General features: G+C 69.2%; 18 protein-coding genes, 1 tRNA gene and 1 riboswitch. Of the genes, 10 read left to right on the forward strand and 9 right to left on the reverse strand.

The features are described 5' to 3' along the window. Positions 1–123 precede the first annotated feature (123 nt). Positions 124–205, forward strand: a tRNA-Leu gene (locus FXO18_RS11000). A 302-nt stretch (positions 206–507) separates the two neighbouring features. On the opposite strand, the gene FXO18_RS11005 is transcribed toward FXO18_RS11000, so the two are convergent. After that, the gene (locus FXO18_RS11005) at positions 508–1,116 is read right to left on the reverse strand and encodes a SanA/YdcF family protein (RefSeq protein WP_235900612.1); all 609 of its coding nucleotides are present in this window, start codon (positions 1,114–1,116) and stop codon (positions 508–510) included. A gap of 153 nt (positions 1,117–1,269) precedes the next feature. After that, positions 1,270–1,383: riboswitch (SAM riboswitch) on the forward strand. Positions 1,384–1,412: 29 nt separating this feature from the next. Between FXO18_RS11005 and FXO18_RS11010 the strand changes: the two genes are divergently transcribed. The 6 genes from FXO18_RS11010 (at position 1,413) to FXO18_RS11035 (ending at position 5,172) form a co-directional block, all read left to right on the forward strand. Then, positions 1,413–1,859 (forward strand): hypothetical protein, encoded by a 447-nt coding sequence (locus tag FXO18_RS11010; protein WP_149361145.1) that lies wholly within the window; start codon positions 1,413–1,415, stop codon positions 1,857–1,859. A gap of 103 nt (positions 1,860–1,962) precedes the next feature. After that, positions 1,963–2,856, forward strand: coding sequence for an arginase family protein (locus FXO18_RS11015; protein WP_149361146.1), 894 nt, complete (start codon positions 1,963–1,965; stop codon positions 2,854–2,856). A 195-nt stretch (positions 2,857–3,051) separates the two neighbouring features. Further along, positions 3,052–3,573, forward strand: coding sequence for a DUF3293 domain-containing protein (locus FXO18_RS11020; RefSeq protein WP_149361147.1), 522 nt, complete (start codon positions 3,052–3,054; stop codon positions 3,571–3,573). A 36-nt stretch (positions 3,574–3,609) separates the two neighbouring features. Next, positions 3,610–4,002 carry a transcriptional regulator gene (locus FXO18_RS11025; RefSeq protein ID WP_149361148.1) on the forward strand — a complete coding sequence of 131 codons (393 nt, stop codon included), beginning with the start codon at positions 3,610–3,612 and terminating at the stop codon, positions 4,000–4,002. 17 nt (positions 4,003–4,019) lie between these two features. Continuing rightward, positions 4,020–4,340 (forward strand): DUF3817 domain-containing protein, encoded by a 321-nt coding sequence (locus FXO18_RS11030; RefSeq protein ID WP_235900613.1) that lies wholly within the window; start codon positions 4,020–4,022, stop codon positions 4,338–4,340. Between the two features lie 55 nt (positions 4,341–4,395). Next, positions 4,396–5,172, forward strand: coding sequence for an LpqN/LpqT family lipoprotein (locus FXO18_RS11035; protein ID WP_187774316.1), 777 nt, complete (start codon positions 4,396–4,398; stop codon positions 5,170–5,172). A 37-nt stretch (positions 5,173–5,209) separates the two neighbouring features. On the opposite strand, the gene rdgB is transcribed toward FXO18_RS11035, so the two are convergent. The 8 genes from rdgB to clpS form a co-directional block, all read right to left on the reverse strand. After that, a complete protein-coding gene (gene rdgB / locus FXO18_RS11040; protein WP_149361151.1) occupies positions 5,210–5,854 on the reverse strand; it encodes an RdgB/HAM1 family non-canonical purine NTP pyrophosphatase in 645 nt (214 codons plus the stop codon). Beyond that, positions 5,851–6,642: a ribonuclease PH gene (rph, locus tag FXO18_RS11045; RefSeq protein WP_149361152.1), complete on the reverse strand. Its 792-nt coding sequence runs from the start codon at positions 6,640–6,642 to the stop codon at positions 5,851–5,853. Before rph ends, rdgB begins: the two co-directional genes overlap by 4 nt. Positions 6,643–6,703: 61 nt before the next feature. Then, a complete protein-coding gene (locus FXO18_RS11050; protein WP_149361153.1) occupies positions 6,704–7,495 on the reverse strand; it encodes a cyclic nucleotide-degrading phosphodiesterase in 792 nt (263 codons plus the stop codon). 207 nt (positions 7,496–7,702) lie between these two features. After that, positions 7,703–8,509: a glutamate racemase gene (murI, locus tag FXO18_RS11055; RefSeq protein WP_149361317.1), complete on the reverse strand. Its 807-nt coding sequence runs from the start codon at positions 8,507–8,509 to the stop codon at positions 7,703–7,705. A gap of 41 nt (positions 8,510–8,550) precedes the next feature. Continuing rightward, positions 8,551–9,195 (reverse strand): rhomboid family intramembrane serine protease, encoded by a 645-nt coding sequence (locus FXO18_RS11060; RefSeq protein ID WP_149361154.1) that lies wholly within the window; start codon positions 9,193–9,195, stop codon positions 8,551–8,553. Beyond that, positions 9,179–10,285, reverse strand: a complete 1,107-nt coding sequence (locus FXO18_RS11065; RefSeq protein ID WP_149361155.1) for a P1 family peptidase — start codon at positions 10,283–10,285, stop codon at positions 9,179–9,181. The genes FXO18_RS11060 and FXO18_RS11065 overlap by 17 nt, the downstream gene beginning before the upstream one ends. After that, positions 10,286–10,876, reverse strand: a complete 591-nt coding sequence (gene aosR / locus FXO18_RS11070) for an oxidative stress transcriptional regulator AosR (protein ID WP_149361156.1) — start codon at positions 10,874–10,876, stop codon at positions 10,286–10,288. Positions 10,877–10,930: 54 nt separating this feature from the next. After that, positions 10,931–11,227: an ATP-dependent Clp protease adapter ClpS gene (gene clpS, locus FXO18_RS11075; protein WP_149361318.1), complete on the reverse strand. Its 297-nt coding sequence runs from the start codon at positions 11,225–11,227 to the stop codon at positions 10,931–10,933. Between the two features lie 154 nt (positions 11,228–11,381). On the opposite strand from clpS, the gene FXO18_RS11080 reads away from it, so the two are divergent. The 3 genes from FXO18_RS11080 to FXO18_RS11090 all read left to right on the forward strand — a co-directional run bounded on the left by FXO18_RS11080 (position 11,382) and on the right by FXO18_RS11090 (position 15,437). Further along, positions 11,382–12,692: a nicotinate phosphoribosyltransferase gene (locus tag FXO18_RS11080; RefSeq protein ID WP_149361319.1), complete on the forward strand. Its 1,311-nt coding sequence runs from the start codon at positions 11,382–11,384 to the stop codon at positions 12,690–12,692. Beyond that, positions 12,689–13,309, forward strand: a complete 621-nt coding sequence (locus FXO18_RS11085) for a nicotinamidase (RefSeq protein ID WP_149361157.1) — start codon at positions 12,689–12,691, stop codon at positions 13,307–13,309. Before FXO18_RS11080 ends, FXO18_RS11085 begins: the two co-directional genes overlap by 4 nt. Positions 13,310–13,376: 67 nt before the next feature. Continuing rightward, on the forward strand, positions 13,377–15,437 hold the full coding sequence (locus FXO18_RS11090) for an ATP-dependent DNA helicase (RefSeq protein WP_187774318.1): 2,061 nt from the start codon (positions 13,377–13,379) through the stop codon (positions 15,435–15,437). Positions 15,438–15,575 lie beyond the last annotated feature (138 nt).

A 15,575-nucleotide genomic window follows, 5' to 3' on the forward strand; every position in this document is an offset into this window, starting at 1 on the left:
GGCTGGGGTCCTCGACGGCGTGGTGTGCGTTATTGAATCGTTACTTTGGCGGCGTGGGGCAGAGGGGCCGCGCAGTACCAAGTAGCGGACAGTCCACGCCACGCCGTACGCTATGCCCTGCGCGCGCGAGTGGCGGAATTGGCAGACGCGCTGGATTTAGGTTCCAGTGTCCTAGGACGTGGGGGTTCAAGTCCCCCCTCGCGCACAAGATCGGTGGTGGGTGGCTGGATTGGCCTGGTTGACGGCCTGGCTGGCCTGTTTACGGCCGTGCCTCGCGCCCCCGCCCCGCAAACGCGATAAAAACCGGCTCGAACGCGGCGCGATTTCTATCGCGTTTGGTAGTTGCCGGTGCTTTTGCGGGGCGGGGGCGATCGATGGGCCTGGCTCACCAGCCGCCAACGGAAGTCTGCGAACGAAAGTCACCAAATCACGCCCCAGAATCGGACATCTGTTGACTTACGCTCGCAGATTCGGGGGTAGCTGGCCGCTAGGGAAGCGCCGCCCCACTCACCGCTCGCGAGTCCGCGGCCCGGGATCGACGGTGCTATCGAGAAGTGCCTTGGGCCGGGAGAGCACGATCTCGCGGAACCAGTTGCGCACGGTGAGGTAAGCACGGGCGTCGGAGGTGGCTTCCGCGCCGACGGTGTCGATGCTTTGGCCTTGGCAGAGCGCGACGGCTCGCCGCAGGTGGAAGTCCTGGGTGACGACGATGGCGTTGTCGATGCCGAACACGTCGTGGGCGCGGGCGCAGGTGTTGTAAGTGGTCACGCCGTGACGGTCCTCGGTGATCGCTTCCGCGTCGATTCCTTGCTCGATGAGGTAGTCGTGCATGGCGGCGACCTCGTTGCCCTTCTTCGAGGCGGCGTGCCCGGAGATGAGCACTTGCGTGGCGCGATCCTCCTGCATGATGCCGATTGCGGTGTCGAGGCGCTCGCGCAGGTAGTCCGACGGTTCGCCGTCGCGCACGCGGTCGCCGAGGACGATCACCCATTCCTGCGCGGTGCCGGTCTCGATGCGTGAGCGGCTCTGCCACTGCACCCATGCGCTCGATGCCGCGATGATGAGGACGAGCCCCAGGATTCCGAGCAGGATGGTTCGTCGCAGGAGTCGTCGCACGGCAGCGAGCCTATCCGCTGCGACCGAGAATGCTGGTACGCGTCCGCTGACGTGTCGCCAGCGCTCCCCCGGTCACAGGTTTTTCCTGTTCAAGCACGACTGCTTGGCCCTCCCAGAATTTTTTGTCAGACCTCCTCCGTACACTGACGAATGCTTCACGAGATGCAGCCGCAAAGCCCCGACTGGGCTGCACGCCAACCCCATGCTCACGGGTGGCTCGGATGAGGAAGCGGCCTCGCGTCGACCGGCGCGCGGCAGGAGCTGGCCCCTTTGGGCCCTGGATCGAGGAGTTCTCGATGTCTGACGATTTCCACGCCACACCTGAACCCGACGGCACACCCGAATCCGCTGGAACCTCGGAGACCCCCGGCACCCCGGCCAAGGAGGTCGCTGTCGTCCGCATCGGCAGCGGCGTACCCGGATGCAGCTTGTACCAGAGCGGGCACGTCGTGCACTGGATCCACGCGCGCAAGGCGTTCGAGGACAAGCATCCCGTCGAGGTGCAAGCCACCGTCGACGAGGACGACCAGATTGTCATCACGAAGGACGATGAGACTTTCCGCTTCCGCAACCACAATCCGGACGCCGTCGCGGCCGCGCTGTTCCTCTCCGACGGTCAAGCATGGTGGAAAACGCGCTGGGGAATCCTCGAGGTCCGCAGCCCCGAAGGTGGCCACGCCTACTTCAACATCGCCGACCCCAGCATCTGGAACCCCTGCGACTACCTGAAGAACCGGCGCTAGGCGCCCTTCAGCCACCCACAGCTGGCCGACCCAAACCTGCCAGCACCTAAATCCTTCCAGCACGCGCACCTTCGCCATGCCCGCACAACGCGAAAGGCACCCCATGAAAGTCTTCTACTCGGCCCGCTACATCGCCTCCGAGGAAAGCTTCGACACCGTCGCGAAATCCGGATGGATCGCCGATTCACTCGCATCCCGCCCCATCGACGGAGCACGGATCGCAACGCCAGCCCCGATCACTCCCGCCGACCTGGAGGGCGCGCACGACCCCGGCTACATCGACGCGCTCCGCACCGGGCGGCCCCGCGTGGTCGCCGAATCACAGGGCCTTACCTGGGATCCGGGACTGTGGACGTCCATCTTCGCATCGACCGGCGGGGTGGTCGCGGCCGCGCTGACAGCGCTGGAGGAAGGATCCGCAGGCTCGCTGTCGTCCGGGCTGCACCATGCCCGCCGCGATACGGGCAGTGGCTTCTGCAGCGTCAACGGCCTCGCGGTCGCGGCCGGGGCGGCACTTCGCGAGGGAGCGGCAACGGTAGCGATCCTCGACCTCGATGCTCACTGCGGCGGCGGAACCGCCTCCATCATCGGCGGGAACCCACGGATCACGCAGCTGGACGTGTCGGTGTCCTCGTTCGACTCCTACCCCGACACCGGCAACTCGACGCTGTGGATGGTCGACCGCGCCGACCTCTACCTCGGCCGCGTCGAGCACGCGCTCGAACAGCTGAAAAGGCTCCGGCCCGATCTGCTGCTCTACAACGCGGGCATGGATCCGCACGAGAACTGCAGCATCGGCGGGCTCCGGGGGATCACCAGCGACATCCTCGCCGAGCGTGAGCGCCTCGTGTTCGAGTTCTGCGCGCGGGAATCCCTCCCGGTCGCGTTCGTCCTCGCGGGCGGCTACATCGGCACCCGCCTCACCGCCGACGAGCTCGTCGATCTGCACCGGCTCACCATCGCGGCGGGCGCGGTGGCTGCACGAACCAGGGGCTGACTGTCGAAAGCCTATGGAACGAAACAATGTGCCCCGTTTCCGGCGAGGTTGAGTTTCGTTTCATAGGCTTCTGCGGACACCGCAGGGAGAGCTTCAAGAGTGGCCGAGACTGGTATGCGGGCCTGCCACAGGAGCACCCATTGAAAGGGGAACCCATGACCATCGACGCGACCGCGTCTGGCAGCAAGGACTCCGATGCCCCATCACTCTGATCTCGCGTGGACCCCGGCGGACAAGCTGGCCGAGCTGGCAGCCAGGGACGATCCGTGGAAGTACTACCTGGACACCGTCGTGAGGTTCTACGACGGTCCCCTCGTAGGCACCGTCGAGCCGCTCACCGAAGGTCCGGGTGGCGAGCATCCGCCCGCGGGTCCGTTGCACGTGATCACCGCGATCCAGCCCGAAACCGATCCAAGCAGTCCTAAGCCCACTCGTGGCGACATCCTCGCGCGCATGGCCGTGCTGGACCAGGAGCTGCGCGCGAAGGGCCTGCACGCGATCCGAGCGGAGGGTGCAAGCCGCAATGGGCACCACTCAGAGGAGAGCCGGGCGGTCTTCGGCCTCACCGATCAGGAGGCGCGTCAGCTCGGGCTGCGATTCGGGCAGGTCGCGATCTTCGCGTGGAATGGACCGAGGTGGTCCTTGCTCGCCTGCGCCCACGACCGCGCCACGCACCAGGCCTGGCGGTGGGCTCCCGCCTCCCCCGCCCCTGCGTGAGCGTGCCCACAGCGTGGTTGCCGGTACCGTGGTGGTGTGGCTGGCACTTCTCCTTCTCGTTCGCATCGCGTCGCGTTGATCGTGTTCGTGGTGCTCGCTGCTGCCGCGTGCCTGGGGCTGGGGTGGTGGCAGTGGCAGCGCTATGACTCGATGTCGGGCTCGGCGCAGAACCTGGGGTATGCGTTGCAGTGGCCGTTGTTCGCGGGGTTCTTCGTGTATGCGTATCTCCGTTTCGTGCGCCTCGAGCGCGGGGAGGTGGATCCGCGGGCCGGGGAGCCGCGTGAGATCCCGGAGGATCTGTTGCCGCAGCGTCCGCGCGCCGCGTCGCGGCCGGATGAGGATGATCCGCAGTTGCGCGAGTACAACCGCTTGCTTGCCGAGCTTGCCGGGGAGCAGCCCCGGAATTCTGACGAAAGGAACGCGGAGTGACTGCTCCGACGAGCACGTTGCCGAATCGCATCGGCCCAGCGTTGACCCGTTACCGGGTGCTGGCGATCACCACGGGCATCTGGTTGCTGGTGCTGACGGTGGAGATGATCGCGAAGTACATCCTGGAGCTGGACATGCCGGGGTGGGCGGCGATCATCCCGGTGGTGCATGGCTGGGTGTATTTCGTGTTCCTGCTGGTGACGCTGGATCTGGCGGTGAAGGCGCGCTGGCGCCCGCTGCCGACGCTGGGTGTGCTGCTCGCGGGCACGATCCCGTTCCTGTCGTTCATCGTCGAGCACAAGGTGACGCGCAAGACCCGGGCGGGGCAACGATTGTGACTCGTCGCGGATGGTGCCTTTGACATCGCGGTGGCGGCGGGATATTCAAGAGAGCATGATGATCCGTCGCTCCGGGACAGTGATCGTGGTTGCGGGCGCCCTGGCCGTCGCCGGGTGCGCTAGCGAGGACCCTGTCCCGAGCGATGCCCCGCCGACGACGGTGGCCGTGTCGATCCCGCCCGCGACCCCCACGGCGCCCATGCCAGAGCCTTCGGAGGAACCGGAGTCCGCCACCACGATCAACGATTTTCTCGGCGAGCAAGGCATTGGCCGCACTCCCCTGCCGCCGGGCAGCGAGTCGGGGCCGATCGTGGCGTTCGACGTCCCGGAGGGCTGGGAGCCGGCTGATCCGGCGATCTATCCGCAAGCGCATTTCGTGGCGCTGGGAACCAAGTGGTTCTACGAGGCTGATCCGGGCCCGCTGCCGACGGCCATCCTCACCGTGCAGCGCCTCGACCGTGTGGTGCCTGCTGAGGACATCCTCGAGCATGCCGATGGCGCGCTGCGGAACCTGACTGATTTCGAGATCGCCCTTGATGACGCGGACACGATGGTGGGTGATTTCCCGTCGTATGCGGTCTCGGGAGAGTTCCGCGATGAGGAGCATGGCTACATGGCGGTGGTGGAGCGCACGGCCGTGGCCGAGATCGACGGCTCCACCTACGTGGTGCAGTTGCGGGTGAGCTCGCTGTCCCGCGATGCGGAGGCCATCGCGCCGACCGTGCAGGAGATCGATGGCTCGCTGCGCATCGAGCCGCGCGTGCCCGAGGAGCCTGCCGAGGGCAACCCAGGGAACAGCCCGGTGGACGAGACCGTGGACGAGGGCGAGTAGCTAGCGCCGCACCATCCACGGCCTCATCGACTGATCGTCAGGACGCGGCCCACGCCGCGATGGACGGCAGCAGCTGCACCAGTGCCCGGCCACGGTGCGACACCGCGTCCTTCTCCTGCGGGGACAGCTCGGCGGCGGTGCGATCCGCCAGCACGGGATGCACTGGATCCTCCCCTATGAGCGGGATGAACACCGGGTCGTAGCCGAAGCCACCCTCGCCCCGGGCCTCGTGCGCGATGGCTCCGCGCCATGTGCCGCGCTCCACGGTCTCGGTGCCATCAGGCAGCACCAGCGCGCAGGCCGAGACGAACGCCGCGGAGCGCCGCTCGTCGGGGACATCCCGCAACTGGGCCAGCACGAGGGCGGTGTTGGCGGCATCGTCGCCGTGGGTGCCGCTCCACCGTGCCGAGAGCACGCCAGGCATGCCGTGCAGGGCGTCGATCTCCAGCCCGGAATCATCCGCCACGCAGGCGAGGCCCGTGGCGGCGACCGCATCGCGGGCCTTGGCGAGCGCGTTCTGCTCGAACGTCTCCCCGGTCTCCGGTGCTTCGGGGAAGTCCGGCACGTCCCGCAGGCTCACCAGTGCCACACCCGTGATCCCGGCGGCATCGAGCATGCGTTGCAGCTCGGCGAGCTTCTTGGCGTTGCGGCTCGCCACCAGCAGCGTCTTGGGGGTGCTCATTTGTGGCCGAAAGCCTTCTTCTTCGCGGCGTTCGGGCTCGGCAGCGGCAGCTCGCCCGGGTAGGGGGCGGAGAGTGCTTCCCGCTGGATCTGGACGAGCTCGGCGCAGCCCTTCAGCGCGAGATCGAGCAGCGCGTCCAGGGTGGATCGCGGGAACGTGGCGCCCTCGCCGGTGCCCTGGATCTCCACGAACGTGCCCGCATCGGTGGCGACGACGTTGAGATCGACCTCGGCGCGGGAATCCTCCTCGTAGGGCAGGTCGAGGCGCACCCGGCCGTCGATGACGCCCACGCTCACCGCTGCGATGGAGCACGACAGCGGCTTCGGATCGATCAACGCGTCCGCAGCACCGAGGTAGGTGATCGCGTCATGCAGCGCCACGAAGGCACCGGTGATCGCGGCGGTGCGGGTGCCACCGTCGGCCTGCAGCACGTCGCAGTCGATGGTGATGGTGCGCGGGCCGATGGCCTTCAGGTCGATGCAGGCCCTCAGGGACCGTCCGATGAGCCTGCTGATCTCCTGGGTGCGGCCCCCGACCTTGCCGCGCACGGATTCGCGGCCGCTGCGGGAGTGCGTCGCTGCGGGCAGCATCGCGTACTCGGCGGTCAGCCAGCCCTCGCCGTTGCCTTCCTTCCACCGGGGCACGCCCTCGATGATGCTGGCGGTGCACATGACGCGGGTCTTGCCGAACTCCACGAGCACCGAGCCCGCGGGATGGTCGGTGAACCCCCGGGTGATCCGGATCGGGCGTAGTTCGTCGTCTGCTCTGCCATCTGCTCGTCTGCTCACGCCTTCGAGACTAGCGGCTTCCCCACCGGTAGTTCACGCGCGACGCTGCGCGGGCATCAGGTCAGGTCATCGATTCCTCGATGAGGCGGGCCTGCGCGACATCGAACTGGTCATCCGGCTTGACGACGTGGATCGGGCCGTCGAACTCGGCCTTCGCCTCCGCGAATACTTCATCGGCGGAGGTCCACGGCGGGATGTGGGTGAGCAGCAGCGCGCCGACCCCGGCCTCGCGGGCCAGCTTGCCGGCCTCCGTGCCCGAGAGGTGGACGCCCTTCGGCCGGTCGGGCGAATCGGTCCAGGATGCCTCGCACAGGAAGAGGTCTGCCCCGGCGGCGAGCTCGCGCACCTGGTCGCACACGCCGGTGTCACCGCTGACGGCGAGCACCGATCCGTCCGGCGCGGTGATGCGGAACCCGTAGGACTCCGGAGGGTGGTACACCCGTCTCGGTAGCACCGTGAGGCTGCCGAACTGCACTGCCTCGCCGTCGCCCCAGACGCGCACATCGAGCACGTCCGAGAGGTCGTCGATGTGGCCGCCGACCTCGGAGGACGCGGCACCGATCCGCACCGCGGTGTCGGTGGGCCCGTAGACGAGCGCGCGCCCGGATGGCGGCTCGGGATGGTAGCGCCGCCACACGAGCAGGCCGGGGATGTCGAGGCAGTGATCGGCGTGCAGGTGCGAGAGCATCAGGTTCGCCTCGCCCGGATCGATATACCTCTGCAGCGCACCGAGCACCCCGCCACCGAAGTCGAGCACGAGTGGCGTGGTGTCTTCTGCCGTGATGAGATACCCCGACGCCGGCGAGCTCGGGCCCGTGACGCTCCCGGAGCATCCAAGAACGGTAATGCGCATGCCTCTAATGCTGCCATGCCGCACCAATTCACATTTGGCTTCTCTGGCGTTTTCTGCAGGCCGAAGCGAGAACTACGCCAAGTCGTGACGCGTTGATCGCCGAATCCCCACTATTCCGTTACGTGTCGAAATCGCAATATGAGCATCCGGACACTTTCCTTGCCGGAGCAAGGAGATATGGAAATCGTTGTGCCGCAGTGCTTTCGCCTAGATGTGCTGCACCACGGGGATCGACGGACCGAGGAAGCGGGCGGCTAGCCGGCTGAAGCGCTCGGGATCGCCGGTGGCGAGGAACTCGCGGCGCGGTGGCGGGCTGGTGTGGGGACGCAGCAGGTCGCGCTCGGTGAGCACGCGGAAGACATCCTTGGCGGTCTCCTCCGCGCTCGATACGAGCGTCACGTCGTCGCCCATCGCGAGCTGGATCACGCCCGAGAGCAGCGGATAGTGGGTGCACCCGAGGATCACGGTGTCGACGCCGTCGCGCTGCAAGGGCTCGAGGTACCCCTGGGCGAGCTGCATCACCTGGCGGCCGCTGGTGATCCCGCGCTCCACGAAATCCACGAAGCGGGGGCACGCGACGGCGCTGACGTCGATGTCGCGGGCGGCGGCGAACCCGTCCTCGTAGGCGCGCGACGAGATGGTGGCCTGCGTGCCGATCACACCGATGCGCCCGTTGTGGGTGGCCTTCACCGCGCGCCGCACCGCTGGCAGGATCACCTCCACGACGGGTATCGAGTAGCGTTCCCGCGCGTCGCGCAGGTAGGCCGCCGAGGCGGTGTTGCAGGCGATGACGAGGACTTTCGCGCCGCGCTCGACGAGGTCGTCGGCGATCACCGTGGAGTGCGCGCGCACCTCCGGGATGCTCAGCGGCCCGTAGGGGCCGTTGGCGGTGTCGCCGATGTAGATGACGTTCTCGTCGGGCAGCAGGTCGATGATGGCGCGGGCGACGGTGAGGCCGCCGACGCCCGAGTCGAAGATCCCGATCGGGGACTCGGGGCCCGGCGCATCAACGATGGGCGATCCGGCTATACGTGGCTTCGGCGATCCGCTGGCGTTCACCACGTCATTCCATCGCGCGGCATCGGCCGCTGTCGAGTGGCGCGCCGTTGCTCGCGCTCGCGGGAGGTGACGTACCAGGCGGCCACCAGCCCGCCGATGGCGCCGAAAAGGTGCCCCTGCCAGGAGACGTTCGGCTGCCCGGGCAGCACGCCCCAGAACAGGCCCCCGTAGAGGAATACCACGGCTACCCCGACGGCGATCTGCACCGCGTTGCGGCTGAAGAAACCCTGTGCGACGAGGAAGGCCAGCCAGCCGAAGACGATGATCGAGGCCCCGATGTGCACGCCGGAGCCACCGATGAGCCAGGTCCCTGCCCCGCCGACGAGCCAGATGATCGCGGTCGCGGTGATGGCCCGGCGCAGCGCGCTCAGGAACACCAGGAAGCCGAGCACCAGCAGCGGCACGGAGTTCGCGATCAGGTGCGCCCAGTCGTAGTGGATCAGGGGCGCCACGAGGATGCCGCTGAGCCCGTCCGAGTCCAGCGGGCGGATCCCGGCCCGGTTGAAGCGCTGGTTCAGCAGCGTGTCGATCAATTCGATGACGAAGAGCAGGGCCACGAATCCGCCACTGGCGGTGGCCGCGCGCAGCCATGGGGATGTCACTGGCTTGCTCGGCATGGGCGCGCTATGGCTGTAGGTCATGGTCCCCTCCGGTCTCGTGCGCCGCTCCCGCCACCATCGTGGTGTAGGCGGGGATGCCCGCGACCGGGGTCGCCGCGAGCACGGCATGCACGATGGCACGCTCCACGCACGACGCCGCGGCGGCGGCCAGCTCCGCGAGCACGGCTGTTCCTCCCGGTATACCTGCGGGCGGCGCCGCTGTCACGCCGGGCGGGGCCTCCGCGGTCCCCGTCGCCACCGCGAAGATCGTGTCGCCATCGAGAGGCGAGTGCGAGGGCCGGATCGCCCGAGCGAGCCCGGCATGCCCAGCCACGGCCAGCCGGTGGCACCCCGCCTTGTCGAGAATGGCGTCGGTGGCGACCACACCGATGGTGGTGTTGAGCACCGTGCCCTTCGCCCCGAGCTCGCGCAGCGCGGCGATCTGCTCAGCGGTGGGGCGCGGCGCCGCGAACTCGTCCCCGATCCCGGCCGCGAGCCCCCAGGGCAGTCCCGTTTCCGGATCGATCACCGAGCCCACCGGGTTCGCCACCACCAGCGCGCCCACCGTGAGCCCCTCCGCAGGACCAGGACCGAGGCGAACGCTCGCCGTGCCGACACCGCCCTTGAGCGCGCCCGCCCGCGCGCCGGTGCCCGCGCCCACCGAGCCGGTCGCCACGTCCAGCCCGGCGGCCGCTGCGGCCGCCCGGCCTGATTCCGCTCCGGGGCGGTTCGCCCAGCCGCCCACGGGCAGGTCGAAGATCACCGCCGCGGGCACGATCGGCACCACCGCCCCGTCGCCGCCCATCCGCAGCCCGTGGCCCTGCTGCTCGAGCCACTGCATCACGCCATCGGCCGCGGCGAGGCCGTACGCGCTGCCACCAGCGAGCACGATGCCATGCACATGCTGCACCGTGTTGTGCGGCGCCAGCAGATCGGTTTCCCTGGTGCCGGGTCCACCCCCGCGCACATCGACGCTGGCCGTAGCGCCATCGGGAGCAAGGACGACCGTGGTGCCCGTGGCCCAGCCCGATCCCAGCGCGGCATCCTCGAGGCGCGTCCACTGCCCTACCAGCACGCCCGCGACGTCGGTGATGCTGTTGCGCGGCCCCGGCGTCGCTGGGCGCGGATCCATCTAGTGCTGCCCGGCCAGCGCGATGATCAGCGCATCCTGCATCCAGGTCAGCCAGTGGTACACGCCGAGCTGGGGTGCGCGCGGATCCTCCGGATCGAACTCCTCGGCCATGTCGTCATGCACGTCGAGCACCGTGCCGAGCGCGAGGCGCGCATCGTTGATCGCGGCGATCCACCCCTCGGCCTGCGCTGTAGTGAGCGAGATCTTGCCGCCCTCGGCGGGCAGCGTGTCGAGCAGCGCCTTCGCGGCGGCCTTCTTGTCGTCGATGATCTCCGGCTCGTTGAGGCTGCGCAGCGCGCCATTGAGCTCAGCGACGCCCGCCGCATCGAGATCCTCGTCCTTATGGTCGGGATCGTGGCGGCAGAAGTCCGGCAGCAGCCGGGCGACGACGGCATTGGTGGGGGGCGCGCTGTTGCCCGAGCGCATGCCCGTGAGCTCCTCGAGCTCGTCGTGGGGGCCATCCGATTCCCGCTCGTCGAGCATCGCCACCACGGAATGGATCACCGACCGCAGCACCTTCGCCTCGTGCGGATCCACCTGCGACCGGATTCGGACCCCGCTCAGCGTGTTCTTCCGGGACCAGGACTGCACTGGATATCGACTTCCTTCGATTCTCGACGGCTCGGCACGCGACCACGCGCGACCCTACGACTCGTGCTGCATCGTGGCCCACAGCCCAGCGGCGTGCAGCTTGCGCACATCCGCCTCGACCTTCTCCCGCGTTCCGGAGGAAACAACGGCCTTGCCCTCGGTGTGGACCTTCATCATCAGCTCGGTCGCCTTCTGGCGGCTATACCCGAAGATCTTCTGCAGCACATAGGTGACGTATTGCATCAGGTTCACCGGATCGTCCCACACGATGGTCACCCACGGACGCTGGCTCGACTCGTCCGTGCTCTCCTCGACGAGCCCACCCGGTGTGGCCTGGGGCTCGGTCTCCATCGGAACAGGCATACGACCAGGGTACGACGACCCCCGCGGGCCCCACTAGGCGACCGGCCAACAATCCCACCTCCCGGACGACGACCACTCCGCTCCGGTGCTGCCGCTGGGCTGCCGCCGCGGCAGCAATCGCACTACGGTGGAGGACGTGACCATGCCGCTCGCCTCCACAGCACTGCGCACCGACCAGTACGAGCTCACCATGCTCGCTGCCGCGCTGCGCGATGGCACCGCCCACCGCCGCTGCACCTTCGAGGTATTCGCGCGCAAGCTCCCCGAGGGCCGCCGCTACGGCATCGTCGCCGGCACCGAGCGCGTCCTCGATGCCGTGCAGGCGTTCCGGTTCACCGACGACGATCTCGCCTCCGTATCGCGGTTCCTCGACGCCGGCACCGTCGACTGGCTGCGCGACTACCAGTTCCGCGGCACCATCACCGGCTATCCGGAGGGCGAGCTGTACTTCCCCGGCTCCCCCGTCCTCTCGGTAACCGGCACCTTCGCCGAGTGCGTGCTGCTCGAGACGATCACCCTGTCCATCCTCAATCACGACAGCGCCATCGCCTCCGCCGCCGCCCGCATGGTCACTGCCGCCGACGGGCGCCCGATCATCGAGATGGGGTCCCGCCGCACCCACGAGGACGCTGCCGTGGACGCCGCCCGCGCCGCCTACATCGCCGGGTTCACCGCCACGTCCAACCTCGAGGCGGCCCGCCGCCACGGCGTGCCCAGCGCCGGGACGAGCGCGCACGCCTTCACCATGGTCCACACCACCGCGGAAGGCCCGGACGAGGCCGCCGCCTTCCGGGCCCAGGTGGACGCCCTCGGCACCGGCACCACGTTGCTCGTGGACACCTACGACATCACCGAGGGCGTCCGCACCGCCATCGACATCGCGGGGACCGGCCTCGCCGCGGTGCGCATCGATTCGGGCGACCTCGGGCCGCTCGCCCGCCAGGTCCGCGCGCAGCTCGATGAGCTTGGCGCCACCAGCACCAAGATCGTCGTCTCCGGGGACCTCGACGAGCATGCCATCGCCGCCTTGCGCGCTGATCCCGTCGACTCCTACGGCGTCGGCACCTCGCTCGTCACTGGCTCCGGAGCGCCCACCGCGGGCATGGTGTACAAGCTCGTCGAGGTCGATGGCGTGCCCGTGGCCAAGCGCAGCAGCAACAAGGAGACCATTGGCGGCGCCAAGTCCGCGCTGCGCATCGCGCGCCCCACCGGCACGCTCGTCGAGGAAGTCCTCCACCCCGCCACGCTGGCCCCGCCGCCCGTGCCGCACTCAAGGACCGTCACTCAGGCGCTCATCGAGGGTGGCGAGCGCACCGCCGCGCGCGCCACACTGGAGGAAGCACGCGAGAACACCCGGAAGGGATTGCGGTCCCTGCCGTGGGAGGGGCTCGCGCTCTCCCGCGGCGAGCCCGCCATCCCCACCCGGTTCCTGACCGAGGAGGACCAACGATGACGAACCGCCAGGACGCCCCGGCCCCCGAGCATCGCGCGCTGATCGTCGTCGACGTCCAGAACGACTTCTGCGAAGGCGGCTCCCTCGCCGTCGAGGGTGGCTCCGCGACCGCGGCCGAGATCTCCGCGCTCATCGCCGACACCGCCGACCGGTACGACACGATCGTTGCCACCCGCGACTACCACATCGACCCCGGCGCGCACTTCTCCAGCGAGCCCGACTTCGTCGACACCTGGCCCGTGCACTGCAAGGTGGGCACCAGCGGCGCCGAGTTCCACCCCAGCCTCGATCTCCACGGCGTGGAGGAAGTGTTCTCCAAGGGCGCCTACACCGCCGCCTACTCCGGCTTCGAGGGGGCCAGCGCCGACGGCACCACCCTCGCCGACTGGCTCCGCTCCCGCGGCATCACCAGCGTCGACATCGTCGGCATCGCCACCGACCACTGCGTGCGCGCCACTGCCCTCGACGCCGCCCGCGAGGGCTTCGGCACCACCGTCCTGCTCGACTACACCGTCGGAGTAGCACCGAGCAGCATCGAGAACGCGCTCGAGCAGCTGCGCGGTGAAGGCGTGGCCCTCGACGGACGACCGGGCGCCGCGGCCGGGGTGCCGGGCTGAGCGCCGCGAGACCGGCTCGCCATCGAGGGCTTTAGCGACCAGCCCCCGCCACGGGTACCCTCGGTGCGTGCCCCAACCGGCGACCACCTCCACTCCCACCCTGCTGCACCATGCCGTCACCGCGCTCGGCGGGACCGAGCGGGACGGCCAGGTGCGCATGTCCAGCGCCGTCGCCCACGCCATCGACATCGGTGAGCACCTCGCCGTGCAGGCCGGCACCGGCACCGGCAAATCGCTCGCCTACCTCGTCCCCGTCATCGAGCACGCGGTACGGACCGGCAAGACCGCCATCGTCTCCACCGCCACCATCGCCCTGCAGAAGCAGCTCATCGACCGCGACCTGCCCCGCCTCGTCGAAGCGCTCGCCCCGCACCTCGGCCGCACGCCCGAGTTCGCGATCCTCAAGGGTCGCAACAACTACCTGTGCCTCAACAAGCTCCACAACACCCCCGACGAGCCCGACGACGAGCCGGATGAGCTGTTCGACGCGTTCGCCGTCTCCCGCCTCGGCCGCGACGTGCGCCGCATCCACGACTGGGCCGAGACCACCAGCATCGGCGACCGCGAGGAAATCACTCCCGGCGTGATGGACCAGGCATGGCGGCAGGTCAGCGTCACCTCCCGCGAATGCCTCGGCGCCGCCCGCTGCCCCATCGGCGAGGACTGCTTCGCCGAGCGCGCCCGCGCCCAGGCCGCGCACGTCGACGTCGTCGTCACCAACCACGCGCTCCTCGCCATCGGTGCCCTCTCCGACGCGCAGATCCTCCCCGACCACGATGTGGTCGTCATCGACGAGGCCCACGAGCTCGTCGACCGCGTCACCGGAGCAGCCGCCGCCGAGCTGACCGCCCGCACCATCGTCGCGGCCGTCCGCAAGTGCGCCAAGCTCATCGACGAGCGCGACTCCGACCAGTTGCACTCCGCCTCCGACAACCTCGGCGACGTCCTCGACAGCATCCCCGCCGGGCTGTGGGAGACCCTCCCGCACGGCACCGAGTATGCGCTCGCCGCAGTGCGCGACGCCGCCTGGAACGCCCGCACCGCCATCGGCCCCCTCCGTTCCGCCGGCAACGCCGAGCCCGAGGCCCTCGGCGCCCGCGCCGCCGCGCTCTCCGCCCTCGACGAGATCCACGACACCGTCGTCCGCATCCTCGAGAACTTCGGCGAGCCCGACGCCGCCAAGCGCCGCGACGTCGTCTGGATCACCGCCGATGACCGCCGCGGGGCCATCCTCCACGTCGCGCCGCTCTCCGTCGCCGGGCTGCTCCGCTCCAGCCTCTTCGCCAACGCCACCGTCATCCTCACCTCCGCCACCCTCGCCATCGGCGGCGCCTTCGACGCCCTCGCCCGCACCTGGGGACTGCCCATCACCAGCAACACCCCCGGCGAGACCACCCGCGACGCCGACCCCGCGCTGGCCAACGGAAAAGAAGCACCCAGCGACGTCCAGACGCTGCGCTGGTCCAGCCTCGACGCCGGCTCCCCCTTCGACCACGGCCGATCCGGCATCCTGTACGTCGCCAGCCACCTGCCCGCCCCCGGCCGCGACGGACTACCACCCGCCTACATCGACGAGATCGTCGACCTCATCACCGCGAGCGGCGGACGCACCCTCGGCCTGTTCTCGTCCATGCGCGCCGCCCGCGAGGCCACCGAGAAGGTCCGCGAGCGAATCAACACGCCCGTGCTGTGCCAGGGCGAGAACTCCACCGGCCAACTCGTCCGCGAGTTCGCCGACAACGAGGAGACCTCGCTGTTCGGCACCCTCTCCCTCTGGCAGGGCGTCGACGTGCCCGGCCCGTCCCTGTCGCTAGTCATCATGGATCGCATCCCGTTCCCGCGCCCCGACGATCCGCTGCGGCGGGCCCGGCAGCGCGCCATCGAGTCCCGCGGCGGCAACGGCTTCATGACCGTCGCCGCGTCCCACGCCGCGCTGCTCCTCGCCCAGGGCGCCGGGCGCCTGCTGCGCTCTGTCGATGACAAGGGCGTCATCGCTATCCTCGATCCGCGCTTCGCCACCGCCCGCTATGGCGGATTCCTGCGCTCCACCCTGCCGCCCTACTGGTCCACCATGGATCGCGGCGTGGCGCTCGGGGCGCTCGCCCGCATCCGCGACTCGCGCGGCTAGGGGCTGGGGCTGGGGGTAGTAGCCGCGCGAGTCGGCGGCTGGTTCCGCAAAAGCACGGGAAACGGTCAAACGCGATAGAAGCCGACCTGGGATTTACGCAGCTTCTATCGCGTTTGCGGCCGACGGGCCCACGGGCCA

This window comes from Lolliginicoccus suaedae, assembly GCF_008312885.1.
In the GTDB taxonomy this organism is placed as follows: Bacteria; Actinomycetota; Actinomycetes; order Mycobacteriales; family Mycobacteriaceae; genus Lolliginicoccus; species Lolliginicoccus suaedae.